The following is a 25,249-nucleotide window of genomic DNA, read 5'->3' on the forward strand; positions in this document are numbered from 1 at the left end:
ATGACATCCCTGCCCGCCCCGTTCACCCTGCCGGACCAGGAACGGCAACTGCGTGCCAGGCGCAGCAGGCGCCGCCGCGAGTCCGCCACCGCCTACGGTTTCGTCCTGCCCGCGATCATCGTCATCCTCGGCCTCAGCGTGGTCCCCGTCATCTGGTCGCTGCTGCTGTCCTTCCAGGCCGACGACCTGGTGACGCCGAGCCGCTGGGTCGGGCTCGACAACTACCGTGCGCTGACCGAGGATCCGCACTTCAGCCAGGCCGTCGAGAACACCCTGCTGTACACCGTGCTGTACGTGCCGCTGAGCATCGTCCTCGGTCTGCTGCTCGCGCTCGCGCTGAACCGGCGCATCCGGCTGGTGGGCCTGTACCGCACCCTGATCTTCGTCCCCTTCATCATCTCGGAGACCGCGCAGGGCGTGCTGTTCTCCTTCATCCTGGACCCGCAGTTCGGTGCGGCCAACTCCGTCCTGCACGCACTGGGGCTGCCGTCGCAAGGCTTTCTCACCGACCCGGGACAGGCGCTGCCCGTCCTGGTGCTGATCTCGCTGTGGAGCGGCACCGGATTCTGTGTGGTGATCTATCTCGCCGCGCTCCAGGACGTACCGCCGACCCTCATCGAGGCGGCCAAACTGGACGGCGCGGGACGATGGCACCTGCTGCGCCATGTCGTCCTGCCGACACTCACCCCCGTCAGTGTGTTCCTGGTGATGTGGCAGACCCTCATGGCGCTCCAGGTGTTCGACCTCGTCTATGTCACCACCAAGGGCGGTCCGCTCGGCTCGACCACCGTCATCGTCTACTTCATCTGGGAGCAGGCGTTCAAGAACTTCACCGCCGGTTACGGGGCGTCCGCCGCGTATGTCCTCGCGCTGGCGCTGCTGTTGGTCGGGGGAGTCATGCGGCTGGCCCGGCGCCGCAGGTCCGACACCATTGAGGGAGCAGCCCGATGACCGCGACCACCACAGCCGCCGAGACGGTCCGGCCGCACACCGCACCACCGGCCGAGGACCGCCCACGCAGGCGGCTGCTTCCCTTCAGCCCCTGGCATCTGCTGCTCGCGCCGCTCGCCGTCATCTTCGCGCTGCCGCTGTTCTGGCTGCTGCTCAGTTCCGTGATGACCAACGCCGAGATCAACAAGTTCCCGCCGGCGCTGTGGCCTTCCGGTATCCACCTCGGCGGCTACCGCTACGTGCTCGGCAACGCCATGTTCCCCCGGTGGTTCGCCAACTCGCTGATCGTCTCGGCGACAGCGGTCGTCTCCAACCTCGTCCTCGGCTCGCTCGGGGGCTACGCCTTCGCCCGGATGCGGTTCGCCGGCTCGCGCTCCCTGCTGGTCCTGATGCTCGCCACGACGGCCGTCCCCTTCCAACTGACCATGATCCCGACCTTCCTGGTCATGAAGCGGCTCGGCCTGATCGACTCGCTGGGCGCCCTGATCGTGCCCTCGCTGGTGACCCCGTTCGCGGTGTTCCTGCTGCGGCAGTTCTTCCTCTCCCTGCCCAGAGAGCTGGAGGAAGCCGCCTGGATCGACGGCTGTTCACGGCTGCGCGTGCTGTTCCGTATCGTGCTGCCGCTGTCCAGGCCGGCCCTCAGCACCGTCGCCGTCCTCACGTTCCTCACCACCTGGAACGATCTGACCTGGCCGCTGATCGCCATCAACCACGACACCCAGTACACACTCCAGCTGGGACTGACCACCTTCCAGGGGCTGCACCACACCCAGTGGGCCGCCGTCATGGCGGGCAACGTGATCACCGTACTTCCCGTACTGCTCGCCTTCCTCGGCGCGCAGAAGTCGTTCATCCAGTCCATCACCTCCAGCGGTCTCAAGGGCTGATGTGCCGCAGAGACCGCGGCAGCCCATGACCACTCGCCCAGGAAGCCCGATGCCGCACACCTTCGACCTTCTCGTCATCGGAGACATCAATCCCGATGTCGTGCTCGGTCCCCTCGACGAGCCGCTCGCCTTCGGGCAGCGCGAACAACTCGTCCCCACCGGCGTACTCACCCTCGGCGGCTCCGCCGCGATCATGGCCTGCGGGGCGGCGAGGCTCGGTCTGAGCGTCGCCGTCGCCGGCCGGATCGGCGACGACGACGCGGGACGCTTCGTACGCGCCGCCCTGGAAGCGCGCGGCGTCGACACCACCGCGCTGCGTACCGACCCGGACCTGCCGACCCCGCTCACCGCCGTGATCGCACGCGCCGACGACCGCGCCATCATCACGGCCGCCGGGACCCTCGCCGCCACCGGACCCGACGACATACCGGAGGAGTTGCTCACCACCAGCCGGCATGTGCACGCGGCGTCCTACTTCCTGCTGCCGAAACTCGCGGCGGCCCTGCCCGGCATCCTGCGCACCGCCCGCGCCCACGGCGCCACGACGTCGCTGGACACCAACGACGACCCCTCGGGGCGCTGGGACCCGGCCGGGATCGCGTCCGTCCTGCCCGTCCTCGACTTCCTGCTGCCCAACGCACAGGAGGCGCTCGCACTCGCCGGACAGCCGCACGGCACACCGGAGTCCGCCGCGCGCCAACTCGCCTCCCGGGGACCACTCGTCGTCGTGAAGAACGGCGCCGAAGGCGCCCTCGCACACGACGGCGCCACCGTACGGACCACCCGCGGCGTCCCCGCGGTGCCGCGGGACACCGTCGGCGCCGGTGACAGCTTCGACGCCGGGTACATCGCCGCCGTCCTCGCCGGTGAGCCCCCCGCACGGGCCCTCGAACTCGCCGCCGTCTGCGGCTCCCTGTCCACCCGCGCCCACGGCGGCACCGCCGCGCAGCCCACCTGGGACGAGGCTGTCGCAGCCGCCGCCCACAACGGAAAGAGCCAGTGATGACCGCCAAGAAGATCGTGTTCATCGGCGCAGGCAGCGTCGTCTTCACCCAGGGGCTCCTCGCCGACATCTTCGCGTTCCCCGAACTGAAGGACGTGCACATCGCCCTGCACGACATCGACGCCGAGCGGCTGGCGACCGCGCACGGCGCCGCGCGCGTCATCGCGGCCGATCGGAGCGCGGCCCCGCACATCACCGCCCACGCCGACCGGCGGGAAGCCCTCGAAGGCGCCGACTTCGTCATCAACATCATCCAGGTCGGTATGGGTGAGTCGACCAGGACCGACTTCGAGGTGCCCGCGCGCTACGGCCTGCGCCAGACCATCGGCGACACCATCGGCATCGGCGGCATCTTCCGCGCCCTGCGCACCTTCCCCGTGCTCAAGGCGCTCGGCGAGGACATCGCCGCCGTCTGCCCGGACGCCTGGCTGCTGAACTACACCAACCCGATGGCGATGAACGTTCAGTACCTGACCCGGGCGACCGGACTCACCCGTGTGGTGGGCCTGTGCCACTCGGTGTACTGGACCATGCGCGACCTGGCGGACCTGGTCAAGGTGCCCTACGAGGAGATCAGTTACCACGCGGCCGGCGTCAACCACCAGGCGTGGGTGCTGCGTTTCGAGCACCAGGGCATCGACCTCTACCCCCGGCTCGACGCGCTGATCGCCGAGGACGAGCAACTGCGCCGCCGGGTACGGGTCGACATGTACCGCCGGCTCGGCCACTACCCGACCGAGACCAGCGAGCACTCCAGCGAGTACGTGCCCTGGTACCTGCACCACGACAGCGAGATCGACCGGCTGCGGCTGCCGGTCGGCGCCTACCTCGGCATCGTGGACGAGAACGTCGCGGCGTACGAGGAGACCCGCCGCGCCCTCGCTGCGGGCGAACCGCTGCCCGTCGAGGCCACGATGGAGTACGCGCCGCAGGTCATCCACAGCATCACCACCGGCACCCCGCGCACCGTCTACGGCAACGTCCCCAACCACGGGCTGATCGACAACCTGCCCGCCGAAGGCACCGTCGAAGTGCCCTGCCTGGTCGACAGCCTCGGCGTGCAGCCCACCCGGGTCGGAGCCCTGCCCGCGCAGTGCGCCGCGCTCAACCGCACGTATCTGAGCATGAACGACCTCGTCGTACGGGCCGCCGTCGAGGACGACCCGCGGCACATCCGGCACGCCGCCATGACCGACCCGGCCACCGCCGCCACGCTCACCGTCGAACAGATCTGGGACCTGTGCGACGACATGGTGCGCGCGCACGAACACCTGCTCCAGCCGTCGCTGCGCGTCACCCTCGGCCACTGAAGTCCCCCCGATCCGACCGGAAGGCTGCGAGAAACGATGAGTGAACTGCGCGTGGGCGTCGTCGGCATCGGCCAGCGGGCTCCGCTGGCGGCCGGCGCAAACCGGCCGGGCGTCGCGCGGGTGGTGTCCTGCGCCGACCCCTCGCCGCGCGGCAGGGCCGACGCCGTCGACCTGTTCGGCGCCGGCGTCACCGTGCACACCGACTACCACGACATGGTGGACGACGGGCTCGACGCGGTCTTCGTCCTCACCCCCGACGACCGGCACGTCGAACCCAGCCTGTTCTTCCTCACCGCGGGCGTGCCGGTCTTCGTGGAGAAGCCGCTGGCCATCACCCTGGACGACTGCGACCGGCTGCTGCGCGGTGCCTTCGACTCGGGCACCCGCCTCTACGTCGGCCACAACCTCCGCCATCTGCCCGTGCTTCGCCGGATGCGGGAGATGATCGACGAAGGACTCGTCGGCCAGGTCCGTTCGGTGTGGTGCCGGCACTTCGTCGGCCATGGCGGCGACTTCTACTTCAAGGACTGGCACGCCGAACGCGCCAGGACCACCGGGCTGTTGCTGCAGAAGGGGGCCCACGACCTCGATGTGATCCACTGGCTGGCCGGCGGCTACTCGCGCGAGGTCGTCGCCATGGGCGACCTGGCCGTGTACGGCACGAACCCCCGCCGTGCGGAGCGGACCGGCTCGTCCGACGAGGACCCGGCGCGGATGCCGGACTGGTTCGACCCCGGCATCTGGCCGCCCTCGGCGCTGACCGGTCTCAACCCGGTCGTGGACGTGGAGGACATCTCCATGATGCTCACCCGCCTCGACAACGGTGTGCTCGCCAGCTATCAGCAGTGTCACTTCACCCCCGACTACTGGCGCAACTACACCGTCATCGGGGACGAGGGGCGGCTGGAGAACTTCGGCGACGGCCTCGACGACGACAACCCGACCGTCAAGGTGTGGAACAGCCGCCGTCACGGCTACCGGTCCGACGCCGACCACACCGAGACCGTCACCGGCGGCAACTCCACACACGGCGGCGCCGACGACCAACTGGTCGCGGAATTCCTCCGGTTCGCCGCCGAGGGCGGCCCGACCCGTACCTCACCCGTCGCCGCACGCGAAGCCGTCGCCGCGGGCACCGCCGCCACCGCCTCGCTGCGCGCTTCCGGCGCGCACACCCCCGTACCGCCCCCCGCGCCCGACCTCGTCCGGTACTTCGCCGCCCACCAGGGAAAGCAATAAGGCGGCCGGACCCGCACCCCCGCACACCCCACCACCGAGTCTTCACCGAGGAGTTACGCACATGTCTCTCACCAGCGACGAGATCGCCCGCCAGCCGGACGCCTGGCGCAAGGCCGCCGACGTGGCCGAGGCCGCCGACGGCCTGCCGAAGCGTGGCGAGCGCGTCGCGGTCATCGGCTGCGGCACGTCATGGTTCATGGCCGAGGCGTACGCCGTCCTGCGGGAAACGGGAGGCTACGGGGAGACCGACTACTTCACGGCCTCCGCCTACCCCGAGGACCGCGACTACGACCGGCTCGTCGCGATCACCCGCTCCGGCACCACGACCGAAGTCCTCGACGTCCTGCGGCGGGCGCGTGAGAGCTGCCCCACCGTGGCCCTCACCGCCGACCTCGACACCCCGGTGGTGAACGCCGCCGACCACATCGTGGACCTGGGCTTCGCCGACGAACGCTCCGTCGTCCAGACGGTGTTCGCGACGACCGCCCTCGCCACCCTGCGCGCCTCGCTCGGCGAGGACATCGAACCGCTGGCCGCGGCGGCGCAGAGCGTGCTCGACGAGCCACTCGCCGAGGAGTGGCTGACCGCCGAGCAGATCACCTTCCTCGGCGACGGCTGGGCCCACGGTGTCGCGCGGGAGGCCGGGCTGAAGATGCGGGAGGCCGCGCAGGCGTGGACGGAGTCGTACCCGAGCATGGAGTACCGGCACGGCCCGATCAGCATCGCCGCACCGAACCGGCTCGTCTGGCACTTCGGCCGGGACACCGGTGAGCTGGCCAAGGACGTCGCCCCCACCGGCGCCACCTTCGTCGACCACCCGCAGGACGCGCAGGTCGACCTGGTACGGGTGCAGCGCCTCGCCGAGGCCATCGCCCGCGCCAAGGGCCTCGACCCGGACCACCCGCGCAACCTGACCAGGTCCGTCGTCCTGGCCGCCCGCCCGTAACACCCCGGTCAACGGCCGGGCGCCCGGTGGCCCTTGGACGTCACCGGGCGCCCGGCCACCGTCCGCACCGGGGACCGGAGCGACGATCCCCAGAAAACCACCGCCCCACCGCATCGCATCCCGGCGCTGCCGTACGCAGGAGCATCACACCGTGTTGACCACCACTTCCGCCCTCGTCACCGCCGCGCACGACGCGCACACCGGCGTCGCCGCCTTCAACGTGATCGCCATCGAGCACGCCGAGGCGGTCGCCGTCGCCGCCGAGGCGACCGGACTGCCGGCCATCCTCCAGATCAGCGAGAACGCGGCGCGCCACCACGGCGACGTCGCCCCGCTCGCCGCTGCCGCCGCCGCGATAGCGCGGGCGAGCAGCGCGGCACTCTCCCTCCACCTGGACCATGTCGAGGACGCCGCCCTGCTGTTCCGCACGGCCGAATGCGGCGCCAGCTCCGTGATGTTCGACGCGTCACGCCGCAGCGACGAGGACAACGTCCGGGCGACGCGTGAGGCGGCCGACTGGGCCCATGAGCACGGCCTGTACATCGAGGCGGAGCTGGGCGAGATCGGCGGCAAGAAGGGCTCGGCGCACACCCCGGGCGTACGCACCGACCCGCAGCAGGCAAGGGAGTTCGTCGAAGCCACCGGGGTCGACGCGCTCGCCGTCGCCGTCGGATCCACCCACGCCATGACGGACCGGACGGCACAGGTCGACCTCGACCTCGTCGCGCGGATCAGTGCGGCGGTGCCGGTGCCGCTGGTCCTGCACGGCTCGTCCGGCGTCCCCGCCGATCTGTTGGCGGCGGCGGTGCGTGCGGGCATGACCAAAATCAACTTCGGCACGATGCTCAACGTCGCGTTCACCGGGGCCGTCCGCGCGGCGCTCGCCGCGTCCCCCGACGCGCACGACCCGCGCCCCTATCTGGCGCAGGCGCGCACGGCGGTCGCCGAGGTCGCCGCCGACTGTCTGCGGACCGTGAGTGGCGGCAACCAGTAACGGGGGAGTGGCACTTCATGCGGTCATGGCCACGGACGACTTGCCGAGCACGGCGTCGTTCTTGGCCGCCCGCTCGGCGAAGACCACGACCCGCAGCAGGGCGAACCTGCCGACCCCCGCCAGCGCCGAGGCCGACAGATAGACGCTCTGCTCGACCACGGCCGACGGCGCGGACTGCAGGGAGTGCAGGAGGAGCAGAGCCCCCGTGGTGAACGCGTAGCTCACGGCGACCGTCAGACCGGACTGCAGATGGACGCTCCAGCCCCGCCGCTCGCTGCGGAAGGAGATCCGGCTGTGCAGCTCGGTCGCGAGCACGGTGGAGACCACACTGATCAGCGCGTTCGCGACGACCATCGACATCCGCCCGCTCAGCAGCACGAGCGCCGCGCTGGAGGCGAGTCCGACTCCGCCGCCACAGACGACGAAGCGCACGAAGGCCGCGACGAGCGGGTGGGCGGTGCTGGTCGGGCGGTGCGCCGGCGCGGTCACGGGGTTCCTCCGGAGGGGGTGTCGAACGATGCCTTGATTCCACCCCAGAACCTACGGACCCCGCGTCCCCCGAACGAACCGGGTGGTCCCCGGACTTGCCTGGGGGTTAACCCCCAGGGATCCCCGAGGCGGACCCCCGCCCCGCGCGGCGGAGCGGGACGGAGGTCTCAGGGCTGCCGCGCGTCGTAGGCCGCCTGGCTCCGCTCGATCTGGGGGTTCTTGTCCACGGCCCACTCCGCCAGCGCCACCGCCGGCTCGATCAACGTCCGTCCCGTCGCGGTGAGTTCGTACTCGACCCGGGGCGGCACCTCGGGGAACACCGTACGGGCCACGAGACCGTCCCGCTCCAGATGCCGCACCGTACGTGTGAGCATCCGCTGCGAGATCCCGGGGATCCGCTGCTGCAGCTCGGTGAAGCGCATCCGCTCGCCGTCGAGCGTGGCCACCACCAGCAGCGTCCACTTGTCGCCGATGCGGTCCAGGATGCCGCGGATGGCCCGGCCGCCGTCGCCGCGGATGAGGCAGGTGTTGCGGTACTTCGACATGGGCGCTCCTGGTTCGCCACGCACACCGGTGTGCCTTTTGTAAGCCGGTCCATAGTCACCGACCATGTGCCTACGCACAACTCGTAACCATGACGGAGGACGGCAATGGAAATCGCCTACTGGATCGTCACCGGCGTCCTGGGACTCTTCTTCCTGTTCGCGGGCGGCAAGAAGGTCGCGCAGTCCAAGGAGCGGCTGGCACCCATGATGGGCTGGGTCGACACGGTCCCGATGTGGGTGGTGCGTGGCATCGGTGTCGTCGAGATCCTCGGCGTCGCCGGCCTCGTGCTGCCGCCGCTGACAGGGATAGCGCCCGTCCTGGCGATGGCGGCCGCGATCGGCATGCTCGTGCTCCAGGTGCTGGCAGCCGGCCTCCACCTGTCCAGGGGCGAGGTCAAGGAGACCGGCCTCAACGCCGCCCTGGTCGTACTCGCCGGGGTGGCCGCCTGGCTCGCCACGACCTGGTGAGCCACCGGCGGTCCCGCCGGTGGCCGGCTCCAGGGCCGCACCGAGGTGTTCCTGCCGAGGCGCCGAGTCCCGAACGCCAAGTGACCATGCGGGCCCGTATCGTGAGGCCGACGATCTCGTGACCTTCCCGAACAGAGAGGTGCGCCGCGTGCGTTCGCCGGCCGAAGCTCCCCCTGTCCCCTCGATGATTCCCGTGCCAGGCGGCACGGTCGACCTCAGGGACGACCGGCGGGGCATCTGTTGGCAGGCCGACGTGGCGCCCTTCCTGCTCGGTCGGTGTCCGGTCACGGCGGCGCTCCACAGGGCCGTCACCGGAGCGGACGTCAGCCCGTCCACGCCCGCCGACTCGCCGGTGACGAACGTGAGTTGGCTCGACGCGATCGAGATGTGCAACCGCCTCTCCGAGCTGTCAGGGCTGAGACCGGCGTACTCCCGCGCCGAGGAGAGCGGCGAAGTGGCCTGGGACCGGACGTCCGACGGGTATCGGCTGCCGACCGAGGCGGAGTGGCAGTACGCCTGCAAGGGCGGCACCGGCGGCTACCGGTACGGGGAGATCGACGACATCGCCTGGTACGACGGCAATTCCGGCGGCCGGGTGCACGACGTCGGCGGCAAGGCGCCCAACGCGTGGGGGCTGCACGACATGCTGGGCAACGTCTGGGAGTGGTGCTGGGACCTCTACGACGAGGAGGTCTACGGTGCGTACCGGATCTTCCGCGGTGGCGGCTGGGCCGAATCGGAGCGGGGCTGCGGAGCGACCGTGCGCCGTCGCAGCCACCCCACCTTCGCCATCGACGACCTCGGGTTCCGGCCCGCCAGGACCGTGGGGACGGTCGTCTCCCGGTCGTGAGCGGATCACCCGGCCCGGCCGTCGAGCGGGTACGAGACGAAGGCGAAGCGCCGGCTGTCCGGGGACCAGCTGTTGACGTTCATCGTGCCCTGACCGCCGAACAGCGGGAACGTGCGCACCGGCACGGCCCAGGCGTCGGTCCGCACCAGTCGTACGGTGACGTCGAGGTTGGCCGGGTGCCCCAGCGTGCCCGGCGGGAACGACACGTACGCGGCGTGCACTCCGTCCGGTGACAGGTGCGGGAACCAGTCGACGGTGTCGGAGGTGTGCACACGCCGCAGCACACTCCCCGCGGCGGGCAGCCGCGCGATCTGGGCGTGCCCCGGGGCCTCGGTGAAGGTCTCCGTGTTGCAGTAGATCCACTCGCCGTCGGGGGAGTACTCCGGGCCGTCGAGATGGCCCTCCCCGGTGTCGACGGCCTTGCCGGGCCCGCCGGCCGCCGGCATCAGCGCCAGCCGGCCGGGCGAGCCGGCCACCCCGCGCGCGATCTCGACGTAGGCGAGGGTCCGACCGTCGGGGCTGACGCCGTGCAGGAAGTGCAGCGTCCCGTCGTCGGCGGTCAGCCGGACGCCCTTGCCCCCGGCGGCGGGCGCCGCGTACAGATGTCCGTCCATGCCCGACACGTACACGGTGCGTCCGTCGGGGGAGAGCACATGGTCGTTGTTGATGTCCGGCACCCCGTCGAGCGGGATCTCCACCAGCCCCGAGGGGGTCCCGACGTCGAGCCGCCACAGCCGCCCCGCGCCGTTGAGCAGCAGACTCCGGCCGTCGTGCGACCAGTTGGGGGCCTCAAGCAGCAATTCCGCCGTCGCGAAGAGCAGTTGCGGCTCGTCGGAGTCGACGGACGCGATCCACACCGCCGTCCGCCGGCCGGCCTCCGCCGTCCGTGGCCGCATGCCGGTGTCCTCGGTGTCCTCGGTGCGGTCCATGGTGTTCTTCCCGTCGGACGGAGTCAGGAGCCTCGGTGATCATTGACAGCGCTGCCCGGCGCTGTCAACCACGGCGGGGCCGGTCGCACTGCCGCGTACGGTGCCGGTATGAACGAGACTGATCTGGAGCTGCCCGACGGTCGCACGGTGCACATCTACGACTCCGGTACGGACCGCGCGGCCGATCCGCTGGTCGTCTTCTGGCACCACGGCACCCCGAACATCGGTGCGCCGCCCGCGCCGCTGTTCCCCGCCGCCGACCGGCTCGGGGTGCGCTGGGTGTCGTACGACCGTCCCGGCTACGGCCGGTCCACCCCGCTCCCGGGGCGGAGCGTGGCGTTGGTGGCCGCCGATGTCGCCGCCGTCACCGCCGCGCTCGGCATCGGACGGTTCGCCGTCATGGGCCACTCCGGCGGCGGACCGCACGCGCTGGCGTGCGCCGCACTGCTGCCGGACCGGGTGTTCGCGGCCGTCAGCGTCGCGGGCCTGGCGCCGTTCGACGCGGACGGGCTCGACTGGTTCGCCGGCATGTCCGACTCGGGCCGCGCGACCCTGGGCGCTGCCGCCGCCGGGCGGGCGGCGAAGGAGGCCCACGAGGCGGACGCCACGTACGACCCGGAGATGTTCACGCCCGCCGACCACGCGGCGCTCGCCGGCGAGTGGTCCTGGTTCGGGGACGTCGTCGGTCCCGCCGTGGCGGCGGGACCCAGCGCGCTGATCGACGACGACTTGGCGTACGTGACGCCGTGGGGCTTCGACCCGGCGGTGATCGAAGCACCGGTCCTGCTGCGGCACGGCGGCGAGGACCGGATCGCGCCCAGCACCCACGGGCAGTGGCTGGCGGCCCACTGCCCGACGGCTGAACTGCGGCTGAGCCCGGCCGACGGACACATCTCGGTCCTCGGCACGGCCGGCGCCGAAGCGCTGGACTGGCTGAGCGAGCACCGGTCGGGCCGAGCGAGCACCGGTCGGACCGACCCGACCCGGTGAGGTGGCCCGGTCAGGTGGTCGTGACAGCCCGCAGACTCTCCTTGAGAGAGCTCATCGTGGCCATCACAGCGGTGGGCTCGAAGCCGCAGTGCGCCATGCAGTTGTCGCAGCGCGGGTCCTTGCCCCGGCCGTAGTTGTCCCACTCGGTGGTGTCCAGCAGCTCCTGGTACGTCTCGACGTACCCGTCCGACATCAGGTAGCAGGGCTTCTGCCACCCCTTCAGGGAGTACGACGGGATCGCCCACGGCGTGCACTCGAAGTCGAGCTTGCCTTCGAGGAAGTCCAGGTACAGCGCCGAGTGGTTGAGCCGCCAGCCCTTGCGCCTGCCGTCGCCGAACGCCTTCTTGAACATGGCGCGGGTCTGCTCGACGCCGAGGAAGCGGTCCTGGTCCGGGGCCTTCTCGTAGGCGTAGCCGGGCGAGATCTGCATCCGGTCGACCTTGAGGTCGTCGTTGAGGTACTGGAGCACGTCGATGACGTCCTGCGGGCTGTCGTTGTTGAAGAAGGTCGAGTTCGTGTAGACCTTGAACCCGGCCGCCTTCGCCTGCTTGATCGCCTCGATCGCCTGGTCGAACACCCCGACCTTGCTGACCGATTCGTCGTGCCGCTCGCGCAGCCCGTCGATGTGGACCATCCACGCGAAGTTGCGGTGCGGCTTGAACTTGTGCAGATGCTTCGGCAGCAGCACGGCGTTGGTGCAGAGCACCACGAACTTGCCCTTCGCCAGGAGCTGGCGCGTCATCTCGTCGATCTGCGGGTGCATCAGCGGCTCACCGCCGGCCAGCGAGACCGTCGGGGCACCGGCCTCCTTGACGGCCTTCATGACCTGCTCGACCGGCATGCGCTGCTTGAGCACGCTGGCCGGGTGCTGGATCTTGCCGCAGCCCGCGCAGCCGAGGTTGCACGCGAAAAGGGGTTCGATCTCCACGACCAGCGGGAACTTCTTCCGCCGGAGGATCTTCTGCTTGATGAGGTAGGTGCCATTCTTGACGGCCAGATTGAGCGGAAGTCCCATGATCGCTGTCTCCAGTTCCCCCGGGCCCCCGGGGTTGGAAGAAGTCCTCTACTAACATACAGACTGTATGAGACAGGATGTAGGTATGCCAGCGGGGAAGAGACGGAGCCGTCGCGCGGAGCACGTCGCGGACACCCGGCGCGCGCTGCTGCGCGCCGCGCGGGAACTCTTCGCCGAGCGCGGATTCGCCGCGACCGGCACCGAGGACATCGTGACCGCTGCCGACGTCACCCGGGGCGCGCTCTACCACCACTTCAAGGACAAGGCCGACCTGTTCCGCGCCGTCATGGCGGAGTGCGCCCAGGAGATGGCGCAGCGGCTGGTCGAGCAGGAGACCGCGCGGGCCGAGCAGCATCCCGGTGACGCCTGGCAGCTGCTGCGCAGCGGCTTCCAGTCCTTCCTCGACGCCTGCAACGACGCCCAGTTCCAGCGGATCGTGCTGATCGAGGGCCCCGCGGTGCTGGGGCACAGCGCGTGGGACGCGCTGGTCGAGGAGCACGGCTACATACTGCTGGCCGAGGCACTGACCGAGGCCGTCCGCGAGGGCAATGTCGACGACCTGCCGGTCGCCCCGCTCACGAGGATGCTGGCCGCGCTGATCTCGGAGGCCAGCCTCTACATCGCGGGCGCCGAGGACCATGTCAAAGCCCGCGAGGAGGCGGGTCTGGTCCTGGAGCGGCTGCTGGCCGGTCTCGGCCGCGGCGCGATTGTCGCCCCGGGCGTGTCGCCCGCTACGTAAGGCGAGCCCCGAGCGCTACGTAAAGACAGACCCCCGGACGTCCGGTCCTACAGCTCCGTCGGGCCCCAGTCGGTGACCGTCAGCACGTCACCGACCGACAGCTTGCCCGGCCGTACCACCGCGAACTTGCTGCCGAAGGCCACCCCGCCCCCGGTGGCCCGCCGGTAGCCGGCCAGCGTACGCAGCGGCTCAGGACCCGCCTTCGTCCCCTCCCGCTGGCCGACGGTGGTGACGACGCAGCGCACGGCCAGCTTGGTGTAGCCCAGCTCCGTGTCGCCCACCTCGACCCGCCGCACCAGGTCCTCCACATGCGGTTCGTCCCAGCCGTCGACGACGACATTCGGCCGGAACCGGTCCATCGGCAGCGGCGGCGCGTCCCGCTCCGCCATCCGTGCGTTGAGCAGGTCGAGCGAGGCGCGGGAGACGACATGGACGGCCGAGCTGTCGGCGTACCCGGAGGTCCCCGGCGTCTGCCCGTCCGTCACCCGGTCGTGCTCGGGCGGTACGCGCACCAGCCTGCACGCCGCGCCGAGCACCGTGGACAGCCAGTCGGCGACCGCTCCGCCCTGGTCGATCCCCCGGTAGGGGGTGCCGAACATCTCGACCGTCCTGCGCGGCGCCGTGAGATCCACGTCGACGACCACGTCGCCCGCCCCCTCGGCGCGCAGCGTGAGCCGCTCACCGTCGGCGCTCACGTACGGACGGATCAGCGCCATCCCGGGATCGCGCCGCTGGGTCCGGAACACGCCCTCGTCGTCGACGACCAGGAAGCTGCGGTCGTGCGCGAGCCCGGCGGGCGTCATGAGGGCATCGTCCAACGGGACGCCCGCGCAGCCCTTCACGGGGTAATGGGTCAGCTCGACAACGGTGGCCACAGGCGCCATCTTCGCCCATTTCCGGCCGTTCCCGCCGTGCTTTTCCGCACACCGTCCACGGGGCTCAGCTGTTGGCGGGCCGGTGCAGACGACCGCGTGCGACCAGTTCGATCGTCACCGTCACGGCCACGGACTGGACCGCCATCAGCGCGATGAGGACGAACAGCTGGACCGCCCCCGCCATGACGGGTGTCGCGCCGCCCAGCAGCATGCCGACGAACGCGCCGGGCAGGGTCACGAGACCGACCGTACGGGTCTGGTCGAGGCCCGGCAGCAGTGCGTCGGAGGCCGCGGGGCGGGCGATCTCCAGGCGCGCGTCCCGGTCGAGGAAACCGAGCGCCATGGCGGCCTCCACCTCGCCGTGCCGCAGCGCCAGCTCGTCCAGGGCGCGCCGGCCCGCCAGTACGGTCGCGGTCAGCGCGCCGCCCAGCAGGATGCCGGTGATCGGGATGAGCGCGATGCCCTTGACGGGCACGAGCCCGGTGAGCAGCAACGCCGCCACCACCGGGGCCACCCCGACGGCGATCGGCGCCGACGTCCGCCACCAGGAGCTGTCGGCGGTGATCCGGCGGCCCGCCGTGCGTACGGCCGCCGCGAACATGACCAGCAGGAACGCGATCAGTCCCGCCAGGGAGCGCATCACCCACGTGATGAGGAAGGAGACGGCGGCGAGCTGGACCGCCGCCCGTAATCCGGCGACCGCGATCTCACGCGAGCGGCCGGCCCCGGAGCCCGGTCCGAGGTGGAACCGCGCCGCCACCACGACCGCCGCCATCAGCAGCACGGCGAGCAGCACGCCCAGCGTGGTGTTGACGGGCAGCAGGGAAGCCGCGGTGACGGTCACGGGCCACTTCCCTCCTCAGCGGACCTCCTCGGCGGGCCTCCTCGGCGGCCCTCCTCAGCGGACGCGGGCCACTCCGACGTAGAAGCCGCTCAGCTCCTCCTTGGGAGCCGGGGTGTCCTGGTACCACTGCGTCGCCGTCACCAGACCGGGCTTCACGAGGTCGAGTCCCGCGAAGAACGGCTCGACCTCGGCGCGGGTGCGCATCCGCAGCGGGATCGCGCCCTCGCGGTAGGTCGTCTTGACCGAACTGGCCAGCTCGGGGTGCTCGTCGGTCGTGCCGTGCGACAGCGTCAGGTAACTGCCGGAGGGCAGCGCGTCCACGAGGCTGCGCGTGATCGTGTACGGGTCTTCCTCGTCGGTGATGAAGTGCATCAGCGCGATCATCGACAGCGCGACAGGACGGCTGAAGTCCAGGAACGTACGGGCGTGTTCGAGGATGGAGCCCGCGTCACGCACATCGGCCTGGATGTAGTCGGTGCCGCCCTCGGGGGTGCTGATCAGCAGTGCTTCGGCGTGCCGCAGGACGATCGGGTCGTTGTCCGCGTAGACGATCCGGGCGGCCGGATTGATCTTCTGCACTATCTGGTGCAGATTCGGCTCGGTCGGAATGCCGGTCCCGATGTCGAGGAACTGGTCGACGCCCTCACCCGCGAGCCAGGCCGCCGCCCGGTGCATGAACGCCCGGTTGCGGGCCGCGTTCTCCCGCGCCGCCTGGGGCAGCTTCTCGCCGACCTGCCGGTCGACCTGGTAGTTGTCCTTGCCGCCGAGCAGCCAGTCGTACACACGCGCCGGATGAGGCTTGCTGGTGTCGACCTGGTCCTTGGGTCTGCCTGTGGTCATGCGAGGGCTCCGGAGCATGTGTGATCAACGAGGTGACGCCGAGAAGCGTACTCGCATCATGCTCTAGCAACGGCTGTCACCTGCGGTGACTGGTGTCGCACCAGGGGTAACGCCTACTGCGCCCACAGGCGCAGAGCGCCACGCAGAACCGGTCGGACGACACCGTCGTACCGTCCTCCAGCAGCACCTCGACGGGGCCTTCCACCAGGGTGGGGCCCTTGCGCTGGACGCTGACGGGACGGGGCCGCCCGCCGGCGGGGTCGTACGTCATGGCTGACCACCCACTCCTCCTGGAACGTCGAACCTCGAACGTGGTACGCCGGGCGCGCGGGCGCGCTCACTCGAGTGCGGTACGCAGCGACGTACCGCCCGCCTGCCAGGCGGACAGCAGCCGCTCGCCGAGCCGGTCCTCCAGATAGCCGGTGGCGTCGATGCCGAAGGCGATGTCGGGGGCGAGATGCGGCTCGTCCGCCAGCAGTCCTTCGACGACCTCGTGGCGTACGACCTGCTCGTGCACCGCGTCGGCCTCCACGTGCTCACTGTGGAAGAACACAGCGGCGGGGCCGGCGCCGGTGCGCTCCATCGCCTCGGCGATCCGCCGCGAGCCGGGGGACGAGGTGATCTCGATCGTGGCGAAGTGGCCGACGAGCGCGCCGCGCAGGGGCCGGTGCAGGCCGAGCAGCGACATCAGATTGACCGTGGCCAGGATCTCGGCCGTACCGGCCTCCAGGTAGTGCCCGTACGCCGGATCGAGGTCCAGGTCCGTCATCAGGTCGGCGTAGAGCCGCTGGTGCATGCGCTCGGCCCGGCCACCGCCGTACTCGTCGAACTCGATCGCCGCCATCCCCGCCTTGGCCCGGCCCCGGAGGCGCGGCAGCACCCAGATGTGCGGATCGGCCTCCTTCAGGTGGTAGAGCGAGCGCTGCGCCGCGTACTCGCGCAGCTGCCACAGCTCGCCCTTGTCGCGCAGGAAGTGCGAGACGCCCGTGCCGTCCACGGGCTCCGTCAGGATCTCCGCCAGTGCCTCGCCGAGGTCGTCGTGGCGCGTCGCGTCGCGGCGCAGGGCCGCCAGGAACCGCGCCTCCAGCGCCGCGCGGACGGCCAGCAGCCCGGGATCCCACTCGCGCTCCGCGGCGACGCCGGCGAACCCCCGGTAATGCAACTCGTAACAGAGATAGAGCGCGAGTTGGAGATCATCTCCGTAGGGATCGGCGGCGGACACGGTCTCCGCCGAGGGCGCGGCCCCCGAATTGCGGAGCAGCGCGATGACGGCGGCCGAGATTTCTCCCCGGCCTGTCGGCAATTCCGGCTCGGTCCGGCCCGCTGTTCCCCGGGGAAATGTATCTGACATACGCGCCGAGTGCCCCGACCTGCCAGGATTAATCATGGGACGGATCCGGGCCGCGTTTTGGATCGGCGCACTTCGGGCAAACATTTCGTCGTCCTTCGACAGGAGGGTATGTGAATGCCTTCTCGTGTGAGTGGAAATGTCAAATCGAATCATCCGCATGACGATTCCCCCGATACGGCGGATGCCTTCCGCAGGCTGGCGCGGCTGCCCGAGGGCGCCGAGAAGGTCCGCGTCCGGCAGGAGGTCGCCACCGCGTGGCTGCCGCTGGCGCACCGGATGGCGTGCCGCTACCGCAACCGGGGCGAGTCCCTGGAGGATCTGACGCAGGTCGCCTCGCTGGGTCTCGTCAAGGCGGTGAGCCGGTACGACCCGGCGCGCGGCAAGCCGTTCGAGAGCTACGCGATCCCCACCATCGACGGCGAGATCAAGCGCCACTTCCGCGACTACATGTGGAGCGTGCATGTGCCCCGGCGGGTCCAGGAGCTGCGGGCCGGGGTCCGCGTCGCCCGGCAGGAGCTGGCGCAGAGCGTCGGCGGACGGATCCCGACGGCCACCGAGATCGCGGCGCACACCGGGCTGACGGAGCAGGAGGTCATCGACGGCACGCGCGCCATCGACAGCTTCGCCGCTCTCTCGCTCGACGCGGAGTTCCGCGGCCAGGGGGACGACGCCGCGCATTCGCTCTCCGACACGCTGGGCGGCCTCGACCCGGCGCTGGACGTGGTCATCGACCGCGAGGCCGTGCGGCCCGGGCTCGGCTCGCTGCCGGACAGGGACCGGCGGATCCTGTACCTGCGGTTCTTCTGCGGGATGACCCAGAGCATGATCGCCAAGGAGCTGGGCATGTCGCAGATGCATGTGTCCCGGCTGATCAGCGGCTCGTGCACGCGGATCAGGGACGAGATCCTGGACGGGATCCTCGCGGACGACGACGAGTGCGCGTGAGCGCGTGGCCCGGGGACCCGGGGCCGGTGCGGCGGCACGCTCAGCGGAACCCGCCGCTGCCGAAGCTCCCGCCGGAGTCCTCGTTCCACTTCGGGGTCTTCTTCAGTGGCGCCGACCGCGAACCGATCGTGCCGTTGCCCTTCAGCTCGCCCGGCATCAGCCGCTCGTCGGACTCCGGTACTTCGTCCGGTTCGCGGTTCTCCAGGATCTCCCGGACGGGGCCCTCGTCCGGGAGTTTCGTCTGCTCGTCGGGCCGGGGCGGTACGGACTCGTGGTCTCTGATCCTGCGTCCCCACAAGAAGGCGCCGATCAGCACACCGACCACGATCAGGCCCACGATGGGCACGAGAATGGCCGTCACGCCGGGGGAGGACGCTAGATCCCAGTTCATCGTGTTCATGGTAATCGAGTACCCCGAAAAATCGGGTCATACCGCCACATCACGCACCTGCATCGCGCACCCGTACCGCACACCTACGAGATTGGACGTGCCACATGATCCGCGAAGTACTGGTGGGAGTGGTGTCCGGGCTGCGCAGCCAGCTGGGCACCGCGGCGGTCGCGCTGACGACGGACGCGGCGGAGACATCCCGCCCGGCGGCCCTCCTCGCCTCCCGGCCGGCCACGGCGCTCGCCTCCGTGGGCGCCGTGGGCGAGTTGGTGGGCGACAAGCTTCCGCGGACCCCGAGCAGGCTCGCCCCGGCCGGGCTGGTGCCCCGGACGCTGTTCGGCGGGCTGGCCGCCGCTGCGCTCGCCGGGCGCAGGCCCGGCGGCCCGCCCCCGGCGGTCGCGGCGACGATGGGCGCCGCGGGCGCCGTGGGCGGGTCCTTCGCCGGGGCGTGGTGGCGCCGGACGGCGCACGACAGGGCGGGTACCGACTGGCCCGGTGCCGTGGCCGAGGACCTGCTCGCCCTCGCGCTGGCCTGGACGGTGTGCCGCCCCGCACGGAACGGTCAGAAGCCCTCGGGCGCGCGCGGCGCGTAGTGCTTGGCGAGCCGGCCGATCTCGTCGTCGTCCAGCCGCAGTTCGACCGCTGCCACCGCGTCGCTGAGATGCTGTTCCTTCGTGACGCCGACGATCGGCGCGGTGACCGCCTGCTGGTGCAGCAGCCAGGCCAGCGCGATCTGCGCGCGTGACACGCCACGCTCGGCGGCGAGTTCGGCCACCGTCCGCACCGTCGCCCGGTCGGAGTCCTCCGCCTGCCGGTAGAGGGTGGAGCCGAACTGGTCGCTGCGCGCACGCGAGGTGGTGTCGTCCTCCCAGTCGCGGGTCAGCCGGCCCCGGGCCAGCGGGCTCCACGGCAGCACCCCGACCCCCTGGTCGAGACAGAACGGCAGCATCTCCCGCTCCTCCTCGCGCATCAGCAGGCTGTACTGGTCCTGCATCGACACGAACGGCGTCCAGCCGTGCAGTTCGGCGGTGTGCTGGGCGTTGGCGAACTGCCACGTCCACATCGAGGAGGCCCCGATGTAGCGCACCTTCCCGGCGCGCACGAGGTCGTGCAGCGCCTCCATCGTCTCCTCGATCGGCGTGTTCGGGTCGTAGCGGTGGATCTGGTACAGATCGATGTAGTCAGTGCCCAGCCGCCGCAGACTCGCCTCCGCCTGGCTGAAGATGGCCGCACGCGACAGACCCGCGCCCTTGGGACCCGCGTGCATCCGGCCGTTCACCTTGGTGGCGATCACGACCTCCTCGCGCTTGGCGAATTCGCCCAGCAGCCGCCCGACGATCTCCTCGCTCGACCCGAGCGAGTAGACGTTGGCCGTGTCGAAGGTGGTGATGCCCGCCTCGACGGCCTGCCGGACCAGCGGCCGTGACTCCTCCAGCGGCAGGGACCAGGGGTGGGACCCGGACTGCGGGTCGCCGAAACTCATACAGCCGAGGACGATCCTGGACACCTCAAGACCGGTCCGGCCCAGACGTACGTACTCCATTGCTTCTCCTCACGAAGAAACCCGCCGGGAAGGGCCCCGGCGGGTTTCTGACGGTGGTCGGGGTTCAGTTCACCGGGGCGCCGACCCGGTCGTCCGGACTGCTGCGGCGCACCGCCGGAACGGTCTCCGGAGCGAGGAGCCGCTGGGCGAGATGGCCGAAGATCAGCCCGAAGGCGCTCCACATGGTGATCTGGATGGCCAGCGAGGCCACCCTGAACTGCCAGAGCAGCGGCGCCGGGAAGTCCTTGGGCACTTCGTTGACGGTGGGCAGGAACGCGTACGCGAGGCCGACCAGCACACCGAAGCCGACGACGGCGGCGACCGTCGCGTTCCAGTTGCCGAGCCGCGGTGCCAGCCGCTTGCCGAAGATGACGGCCGCCACGGCCAGCAGCACACTCAGCACGATCATCAGCACATACAGCGTACTGCGCTTGCCGATGGTCCCCGGGTCGCCCACCGACGGCGGATTGGCCGGGTACTTGAGGAACGGCACGACGTAGACGGTGAGCAGCGCACCGCCCGCGAGCAGCATCGCCGTGGCCCGGGGCCCGAAGGCGCCGATCCGGCCGAGCGCGACACAGAACGCGAGCGCGGCGATACCGCCGACGGCGACGCCGAACACCAGGACGCCCGTGGCGAGTCCGGCGGTGGACTGGAGCGAGCGGCTGACGACTTCCATCTCGTGCTCGTGGCTGTGCGAGTCCTCGAACGCGATGGCCGAGTCGATCCTCGGCTCACCGAGCAGATAGGCGACGACGAGGGCGAGCACGCCTGCGGCGAGCCCCGCGAGCATGCCGCGCACCAACAGGGCCCTGACGGATATGGAGTTCATGAGCGGATTTCCTCGGTCTCTCAGTGGCAGGGGAAGCCGAGGAGATGGCGTCCGTCATGGACCCACTCGTGGATGTCGGTGCCGGAGAAGACAGAGGTGGCGCCCTGCTCGGCGCCGACGAAGTACAGCAGGAACAGCATCAGAACGCCGAAGAAGACCGCCCAGGGCGCTATCGCCTTGAGCGAGATGGGTGCGACGGCTGTGGAGCCGGTGGTGGGGGCGGCAGACTGTGCCATGGCCGAACCTCCTGGGGAACACGCGTCCCGATCGTGGTGCCTGAGACGAAGGTGCCGGGTCTGACTTCCCGCGGCGAACCGCGGGTCCACAGTGGCGCGACCGTGCCGGATTCTCACCGGACTTCCGTCACACCCTCGTCATGTCCTCGGCACCGTACCGCCCGTCGGCCCCGTGACGCCACAGTGCACCCCTCGTGCCCGCGTCCGGGCCCACGCCGTACGCACGGTCCGCGGCGGCCGGGACCGGGACGCTCAGCGCAGGCCGGACGAGCGGAAGACCGCCTCGGCCGCCGCGCCGTCCAGGCGTCCGGTGAGCCTGCGGAGCGTATCGGCGCCGTACAGCGGCCGGCCGTCTCTCAGCGACCCGAGGGCGTCCGTCTCCAGCCGGTACCAGAGCTGCGGCGCCGCGACGAGCACCCGCGGATCGACCTCGACCCTGCCGCCCTCCGTGTCGCACAGGACGAGGCGCTGGGCCACCCCGTCGGACATACGGACCGACAACAGCCGGTCCGTACGCACCCGATGCTCGCCGAGCAGCCCGCGCGAGGCCAGCCAGCCGGCCCCCGCCGACACCCGGGCCGGTACGAGTACGACGAACAGCAGCACGGCGAGCCCGGTCCAGAACACGGCGTGCCGCAGGGTCAGATCGCCCGAAGCGCCGTCGACCACCAGCAGCAGGGTCAGCAACACCCCTGCGCACCCCGCCGCCTGCCGGGCCTCACCGGCCCAGCGGTCGTCGTACACCGTGCCCGGCGCGCCCCGGCTGCCGGCGCCGGGCCCCGTGGCCGCCCCTCCCGCCCGACGTCGTCCCATGGCGGTGACTCTAGGCACGGAACGGACCGGCGCTCCACGCCTTGACGGACGGCTGACGCGACCGCGTGCGGCTTTGACGCCCGCCTGACGCCGCCCGGCAGCCCCCGGCGTCACTCGACATGCCCGCCCGGCACATTCCGGTAAGAATCGTGCGGGGCCGGCCGGCTCGGTCCACGGGCCGCCTGCGTGTCGGGCGCCCGTCGTCGGGCAGACGAACACAGCTGTACATGACGAGAAAGGACGTGATCCGGATGCGAGTGGCATTTCTCGTTGCTCCCGAAGGCGTGGAGCAGGTCGAGCTGACCGAACCCTGGAAGGCGGTGGGGGAGGCGCGCGGCGAGCGCGAGCTGATCTCGACCGCGCCGGGCCAGGTGCAGGCGTTCAACCACCTCGACAAGGCGGACACCTTCCCCGTCGACCGGACGGTGGCGCAGAGCTCCGTCGAGGACTACGACGGTCTCGTGCTGCCCGGCGGTGTCGCCAACCCCGACGCGCTGCGGACGGATCCCGCGGCGGTGGCCTTCGTGAAGGCGTTCTTCGACGCGGGCAAGCCGGTGGCGGCGATCTGCCACGCCCCGTGGACGCTCATCGAGGCCGATGTGGTGCGTAACAGGACGCTGACGTCCTGGCCGAGCCTGCGGACCGACATCCGCAACGCCGGCGGTACCTGGGTGGACGAGCAGGTCAAGGTCTGCACCGCCGCGCCCAGCCCGCTCATCACCAGCCGCAAGCCGGACGATCTGAAGGCGTTCTGCGAGGCGTTCATCCAGCAGTTCGGCGGTTGAGTCCTCCGCGAGGCAGCCTGTACCCCGGACCGGCTCTGTCCGGCGCCCCGCCACGGCGGGACGCCGGACATCGTCGTTACGGCTGGACGGCCAGCGTGAAGGAGTGCCCCGCCGGGTCCGAGTAGACGCGCGTGTCGCGCGGGCCGCCGTTGTCCTTGGTGTCCAGCGGGCGTGCGCCGAGGCTGATCGCCTCACGCTCCGCCTCGTCGATGTCCTCGCGGGCCACCATGATGCGCAGATGGGCCTGTTGAGAGGTTTCGGGCCGGGGCCAGCTGGCAGGCGCGTAGCCGTGGTCCCTGCGGATCGCGAGATGGACGCCGGACTGTCCGACGATCTCCACGAAGTCCGGGTCGGTACCGATCTTGATCTCCGCTTCGAAGAAGGTGGCGTAGAACTCGGCGAGGTCGGCGGGTTCGGCACAGTCGAGGACGAGGACGCTGGTCTTGGCGACGGTCATGCCGACCGTGTACCCCCGGCCCTGACGGGCACACAGCTGCCGTGGCCCGTCGGGGCGCCCGGTGGTTGGCCCGCTGCCCAGCGGGTACCCGGGCCGCCGGCGCTTCATCCGGCCGACCGGTTCCGGTCGCACTCCGACGGCCCGGGGGAGAGCCTGGGAGCGATCCCTTCCCAGGCTTCCACGTACAGCTTCGGCGCAGAGAGGAACAACCCCATGAGCAACGCTGAACAGTCGGCGACCGAGGTCGCGGTGCAACTCGGCGGACAGGCCAAGGAGGACGCCCACACGGTGTTCGCGGTCCTCGGCACGGCCTTCGCCTCCGACCGCGCCGCCGACGACGTACCCCAGGACGTGCCGGCCGACCGGCAGGCCGTCTGGACGGCCACCTTCGACGTGGCGGACGTACGCGGCGAGGCGGCGCCCGCCGAGCTGTCCTCGCCCGTCACCGCCACCCTCCAGGGCGGCCACAAGGCGGTGGACGCCCTGCACGCGGCGCTCACCTCCGCCTTCTCCGTACGGGTCGTGGGTACGGCGGCGGGCGACCAGGAGGAGGAAGTCACGCTGCGGCTGGAAAGCCACCGCTGACGGGGCCGACGGCGGGGCGACAGCCGCTTGTGTTGCGCATCCGGCGCAACGGGGTCAGTCTGTTGGTGACCCAGAAGTGGCTGTTGCTCACGCTTCGTGTTCGGGGGTCGTTGCTACGCCGTAGGCACAACGCCGTGAAGCATGTGGGCCTCTCTGTGAGGAGCCTCAAACATGACAGTTCCACTCGACCGGCACTACGAGGTGGAATTGCACGCCTCCGCGGAGCGCGTATCGCAGATCCGGCGCATCGTCGCCGCTCACCTTCGTTATTGGAAACTCGACCTGCACGTCGCACCCGTCTCCCAGGGCATCGACGAACTGCTGACCAATGTCCACCGTCACGTTGGCGACGACAACAGGTGCATTGTGGAACTGCGTTGGACCGGACGTCATCTCACGACGTCCGTCGAGGACAACGGGCCGAGGATGCCCCGGCTGCTGACGGCCGGCGGCGGGGGCCTCGCCCGCGTCGCCGCTGTCAGCGACAGCTGGGGCACCTGCGCCACCGCCGAGGGCAAAGTCATCTGGTTCACCCGCAGTGTGGAGGCTCCGCAGAGCGTCCTGCGGGTGCCCACGATCCCGCTCACCCTGGTCGGCGCGGCCCAGCGGCACCCCGGCCCCGACCGGGAGTTCCTTCCGGTGCTCGCGCCGTTCCCCGCGCGGGAACCGGCCGCGGCGCTCGTCTGACCGCGTCCCGGGGCCGACACCCGCCCCGGGAGCACGCGACCGGCCCGCACGAAGCGGGCCGGTCGTCGCCAAACCGTGCCGGCCGTACAGCGGCGGCGCCGCTCGGCCGTCGGCCGTGCTCAGTCGTCGTCGGCGTCCGGTACGAGATGGATCGCGGCCTCCTCGGCCGAGGCGGCCGCGCCGTCGATGCCGACGTCGCTGGCGATCATGTCCTTCTCCGCGTCCTCGTGGGCGCCCTCGTCGGGCGCCACCAGGCGGCCCGCCCTGGCGTCCCCGACCTCGTCGTCCAGGGCCTCGCCCTCGCCCGGCGTCAGATCGCCGATGCCGTCCCAGTCGGGGTCCTCGTCGTCCGTACGGTCCGGGATCTCCTCGGCGAGCCGCTGGTCCAGCGTCTCGCCCTCGTGCTGTTCCGCCGCCGTGGTACCGGTGTGTTCCACGCCGAGCGGGCGCTCCGGAGGCGACCAGCCCTCGTCGAAGGGGTCGGAGCCACGGTCGACGAGTGTGTCCTCGGTGTCGAGAATGCCCTCGTCGTCCAGCACTTCGGAACCGTCGGGCTGGTAGACATCGTCGGCCATCTCACTGCTGTCGCCGCTCACGTCGCTCTCCTCGCATCGTTCGTCTCCGCAGCCGCACGGCAGTCGCCGTACGGACGTGCCAGTGCCGCTACCCGCCGAGGCGGTCGGCAAGCAACCGATCCCCGGGATCCAGGG

32 protein-coding genes and 1 riboswitch are annotated in these 25,249 nt (G+C 70.8%); of the genes, 16 read left to right on the forward strand and 16 right to left on the reverse strand.

Annotation, left to right across the window (positions count from 1 at the left end; genetic code table 11):
• The 7 genes from OHS57_RS33245 to OHS57_RS33275 all read left to right on the forward strand — a co-directional run bounded on the left by OHS57_RS33245 (nt 1) and on the right by OHS57_RS33275 (nt 7,330).
• Nucleotides 1-951, forward strand: coding sequence for a carbohydrate ABC transporter permease (locus tag OHS57_RS33245; protein WP_041993794.1), 951 nt, complete (start codon nt 1-3; stop codon nt 949-951).
• Nucleotides 948-1,838 carry a carbohydrate ABC transporter permease gene (locus OHS57_RS33250; protein ID WP_328584303.1) on the forward strand — a complete coding sequence of 297 codons (891 nt, stop codon included), beginning with the start codon at nt 948-950 and terminating at the stop codon, nt 1,836-1,838. Before OHS57_RS33245 ends, OHS57_RS33250 begins: the two co-directional genes overlap by 4 nt.
• Before the next feature lie 49 nt (nt 1,839-1,887).
• Entirely contained in the window at nt 1,888-2,841 is a 954-nt protein-coding gene (locus tag OHS57_RS33255) for a carbohydrate kinase family protein (RefSeq protein WP_328584304.1), read from the forward strand.
• Nucleotides 2,841-4,151 (forward strand): alpha-glucosidase/alpha-galactosidase, encoded by a 1,311-nt coding sequence (locus OHS57_RS33260; RefSeq protein ID WP_041993804.1) that lies wholly within the window; start codon nt 2,841-2,843, stop codon nt 4,149-4,151. Before OHS57_RS33255 ends, OHS57_RS33260 begins: the two co-directional genes overlap by 1 nt.
• 36 nt (nt 4,152-4,187) lie before the next feature.
• The gene (locus OHS57_RS33265; protein ID WP_328584305.1) at nt 4,188-5,390 is read left to right on the forward strand and encodes a Gfo/Idh/MocA family protein; all 1,203 of its coding nucleotides are present in this window, start codon (nt 4,188-4,190) and stop codon (nt 5,388-5,390) included.
• 61 nt (nt 5,391-5,451) lie between these two features.
• The gene (locus tag OHS57_RS33270) at nt 5,452-6,336 is read left to right on the forward strand and encodes an SIS domain-containing protein (protein ID WP_328584306.1); all 885 of its coding nucleotides are present in this window, start codon (nt 5,452-5,454) and stop codon (nt 6,334-6,336) included.
• 151 nt (nt 6,337-6,487) lie between these two features.
• On the forward strand, nt 6,488-7,330 hold the full coding sequence (locus OHS57_RS33275; RefSeq protein WP_328584307.1) for a class II fructose-bisphosphate aldolase: 843 nt from the start codon (nt 6,488-6,490) through the stop codon (nt 7,328-7,330).
• A 15-nt stretch (nt 7,331-7,345) separates the two neighbouring features.
• Here OHS57_RS33275 and OHS57_RS33280 read toward each other — a convergent pair whose 3' ends face one another.
• Together OHS57_RS33280 and OHS57_RS33285 are read right to left on the reverse strand one after the other, a co-directional pair.
• On the reverse strand, nt 7,346-7,819 hold the full coding sequence (locus tag OHS57_RS33280) for a hypothetical protein (RefSeq protein ID WP_328584308.1): 474 nt from the start codon (nt 7,817-7,819) through the stop codon (nt 7,346-7,348).
• 167 nt (nt 7,820-7,986) lie between these two features.
• Nucleotides 7,987-8,364, reverse strand: coding sequence for a winged helix-turn-helix transcriptional regulator (locus OHS57_RS33285; RefSeq protein WP_041993819.1), 378 nt, complete (start codon nt 8,362-8,364; stop codon nt 7,987-7,989).
• Nucleotides 8,365-8,469: 105 nt separating this feature from the next.
• On the opposite strand from OHS57_RS33285, the gene OHS57_RS33290 reads away from it, so the two are divergent.
• Together OHS57_RS33290 and OHS57_RS33295 are read left to right on the forward strand one after the other, a co-directional pair.
• Nucleotides 8,470-8,832: a DoxX family protein gene (locus OHS57_RS33290; protein ID WP_041993822.1), complete on the forward strand. Its 363-nt coding sequence runs from the start codon at nt 8,470-8,472 to the stop codon at nt 8,830-8,832.
• 184 nt (nt 8,833-9,016) lie between these two features.
• Nucleotides 9,017-9,682, forward strand: coding sequence for a formylglycine-generating enzyme family protein (locus OHS57_RS33295; RefSeq protein ID WP_328584309.1), 666 nt, complete (start codon nt 9,017-9,019; stop codon nt 9,680-9,682).
• 5 nt (nt 9,683-9,687) lie between these two features.
• Here the strand turns inward: OHS57_RS33295 and OHS57_RS33300 are convergent, their stop codons facing one another.
• Nucleotides 9,688-10,611, reverse strand: a complete 924-nt coding sequence (locus OHS57_RS33300) for a TolB family protein (protein ID WP_328584310.1) — start codon at nt 10,609-10,611, stop codon at nt 9,688-9,690.
• A 108-nt stretch (nt 10,612-10,719) separates the two neighbouring features.
• Between OHS57_RS33300 and OHS57_RS33305 the strand changes: the two genes are divergently transcribed.
• Nucleotides 10,720-11,601 carry an alpha/beta fold hydrolase gene (locus tag OHS57_RS33305; RefSeq protein WP_328584311.1) on the forward strand — a complete coding sequence of 294 codons (882 nt, stop codon included), beginning with the start codon at nt 10,720-10,722 and terminating at the stop codon, nt 11,599-11,601.
• 10 nt (nt 11,602-11,611) lie between these two features.
• On the opposite strand, the gene hpnH is transcribed toward OHS57_RS33305, so the two are convergent.
• Nucleotides 11,612-12,616 (reverse strand): adenosyl-hopene transferase HpnH, encoded by a 1,005-nt coding sequence (hpnH, locus tag OHS57_RS33310; protein WP_041993831.1) that lies wholly within the window; start codon nt 12,614-12,616, stop codon nt 11,612-11,614.
• 85 nt (nt 12,617-12,701) lie between these two features.
• Here hpnH and OHS57_RS33315 point away from each other — a divergent pair, with 85 nt between their 5' ends.
• Nucleotides 12,702-13,355 (forward strand): TetR/AcrR family transcriptional regulator, encoded by a 654-nt coding sequence (locus OHS57_RS33315; protein ID WP_041993834.1) that lies wholly within the window; start codon nt 12,702-12,704, stop codon nt 13,353-13,355.
• Between the two features lie 47 nt (nt 13,356-13,402).
• Here OHS57_RS33315 and OHS57_RS33320 read toward each other — a convergent pair whose 3' ends face one another.
• The 5 genes from OHS57_RS33320 to OHS57_RS33340 form a co-directional block, all read right to left on the reverse strand.
• Entirely contained in the window at nt 13,403-14,230 is an 828-nt protein-coding gene (locus OHS57_RS33320; RefSeq protein ID WP_328584312.1) for an MOSC domain-containing protein, read from the reverse strand.
• A 64-nt stretch (nt 14,231-14,294) separates the two neighbouring features.
• Nucleotides 14,295-15,074 (reverse strand): ABC transporter permease, encoded by a 780-nt coding sequence (locus tag OHS57_RS33325; RefSeq protein ID WP_328584313.1) that lies wholly within the window; start codon nt 15,072-15,074, stop codon nt 14,295-14,297.
• Between the two features lie 54 nt (nt 15,075-15,128).
• Nucleotides 15,129-15,914, reverse strand: coding sequence for an SAM-dependent methyltransferase (locus OHS57_RS33330; RefSeq protein ID WP_328584314.1), 786 nt, complete (start codon nt 15,912-15,914; stop codon nt 15,129-15,131).
• 76 nt (nt 15,915-15,990) lie between these two features.
• Nucleotides 15,991-16,185: a CDGSH iron-sulfur domain-containing protein gene (locus OHS57_RS33335; RefSeq protein WP_041993839.1), complete on the reverse strand. Its 195-nt coding sequence runs from the start codon at nt 16,183-16,185 to the stop codon at nt 15,991-15,993.
• A 66-nt stretch (nt 16,186-16,251) separates the two neighbouring features.
• Entirely contained in the window at nt 16,252-17,265 is a 1,014-nt protein-coding gene (locus tag OHS57_RS33340) for an iron-containing redox enzyme family protein (RefSeq protein ID WP_328584315.1), read from the reverse strand.
• 114 nt (nt 17,266-17,379) lie between these two features.
• Between OHS57_RS33340 and OHS57_RS33345 the strand changes: the two genes are divergently transcribed.
• Nucleotides 17,380-18,210 carry a SigB/SigF/SigG family RNA polymerase sigma factor gene (locus OHS57_RS33345; RefSeq protein WP_041993845.1) on the forward strand — a complete coding sequence of 277 codons (831 nt, stop codon included), beginning with the start codon at nt 17,380-17,382 and terminating at the stop codon, nt 18,208-18,210.
• Nucleotides 18,211-18,250: 40 nt separating this feature from the next.
• Here OHS57_RS33345 and OHS57_RS33350 read toward each other — a convergent pair whose 3' ends face one another.
• A complete protein-coding gene (locus tag OHS57_RS33350) occupies nt 18,251-18,601 on the reverse strand; it encodes a DUF6479 family protein (protein WP_107070229.1) in 351 nt (116 codons plus the stop codon).
• A gap of 104 nt (nt 18,602-18,705) precedes the next feature.
• Between OHS57_RS33350 and OHS57_RS33355 the strand changes: the two genes are divergently transcribed.
• Nucleotides 18,706-19,194, forward strand: a complete 489-nt coding sequence (locus OHS57_RS33355) for a hypothetical protein (RefSeq protein ID WP_328584316.1) — start codon at nt 18,706-18,708, stop codon at nt 19,192-19,194.
• On the opposite strand, the gene OHS57_RS33360 is transcribed toward OHS57_RS33355, so the two are convergent.
• From OHS57_RS33360 to OHS57_RS33375, 4 genes are all read right to left on the reverse strand, one after another.
• A complete protein-coding gene (locus OHS57_RS33360) occupies nt 19,164-20,144 on the reverse strand; it encodes an aldo/keto reductase (RefSeq protein ID WP_328584317.1) in 981 nt (326 codons plus the stop codon). The genes OHS57_RS33355 and OHS57_RS33360 overlap by 31 nt on opposite strands.
• A gap of 64 nt (nt 20,145-20,208) precedes the next feature.
• Nucleotides 20,209-20,976 carry a CbtA family protein gene (locus OHS57_RS33365; RefSeq protein WP_328584318.1) on the reverse strand — a complete coding sequence of 256 codons (768 nt, stop codon included), beginning with the start codon at nt 20,974-20,976 and terminating at the stop codon, nt 20,209-20,211.
• Nucleotides 20,977-20,996: 20 nt separating this feature from the next.
• Nucleotides 20,997-21,212 carry a CbtB domain-containing protein gene (locus OHS57_RS33370; protein WP_041993857.1) on the reverse strand — a complete coding sequence of 72 codons (216 nt, stop codon included), beginning with the start codon at nt 21,210-21,212 and terminating at the stop codon, nt 20,997-20,999.
• 44 nt (nt 21,213-21,256) lie between these two features.
• Nucleotides 21,257-21,352, reverse strand: a riboswitch (adenosylcobalamin (AdoCbl) riboswitch).
• A gap of 112 nt (nt 21,353-21,464) precedes the next feature.
• Entirely contained in the window at nt 21,465-22,025 is a 561-nt protein-coding gene (locus OHS57_RS33375; protein WP_328584319.1) for a hypothetical protein, read from the reverse strand.
• Between the two features lie 251 nt (nt 22,026-22,276).
• Between OHS57_RS33375 and OHS57_RS33380 the strand changes: the two genes are divergently transcribed.
• Nucleotides 22,277-22,810 (forward strand): type 1 glutamine amidotransferase domain-containing protein, encoded by a 534-nt coding sequence (locus OHS57_RS33380; RefSeq protein WP_041993863.1) that lies wholly within the window; start codon nt 22,277-22,279, stop codon nt 22,808-22,810.
• Nucleotides 22,811-22,886: 76 nt separating this feature from the next.
• On the opposite strand, the gene OHS57_RS33385 is transcribed toward OHS57_RS33380, so the two are convergent.
• Entirely contained in the window at nt 22,887-23,267 is a 381-nt protein-coding gene (locus OHS57_RS33385) for a VOC family protein (protein ID WP_041997356.1), read from the reverse strand.
• Nucleotides 23,268-23,480: 213 nt separating this feature from the next.
• Between OHS57_RS33385 and OHS57_RS33390 the strand changes: the two genes are divergently transcribed.
• Together OHS57_RS33390 and OHS57_RS33395 are read left to right on the forward strand one after the other, a co-directional pair.
• Nucleotides 23,481-23,852, forward strand: a complete 372-nt coding sequence (locus OHS57_RS33390) for a hypothetical protein (protein ID WP_328584320.1) — start codon at nt 23,481-23,483, stop codon at nt 23,850-23,852.
• 171 nt (nt 23,853-24,023) lie between these two features.
• Complete coding sequence (locus tag OHS57_RS33395; protein WP_328584321.1) at nt 24,024-24,539, forward strand: ATP-binding protein; 516 nt, start codon at nt 24,024-24,026, stop codon at nt 24,537-24,539.
• 119 nt (nt 24,540-24,658) lie between these two features.
• Here the strand turns inward: OHS57_RS33395 and OHS57_RS33400 are convergent, their stop codons facing one another.
• Nucleotides 24,659-25,114, reverse strand: a complete 456-nt coding sequence (locus OHS57_RS33400; protein WP_041997358.1) for a DUF5709 domain-containing protein — start codon at nt 25,112-25,114, stop codon at nt 24,659-24,661.
• Nucleotides 25,115-25,249: the final 135 nt, after the last annotated feature.

Origin of the sequence: Streptomyces sp. NBC_00370, from assembly GCF_036084755.1 — a bacterium.
Lineage (GTDB): Bacteria > Actinomycetota > Actinomycetes > Streptomycetales > Streptomycetaceae > Streptomyces.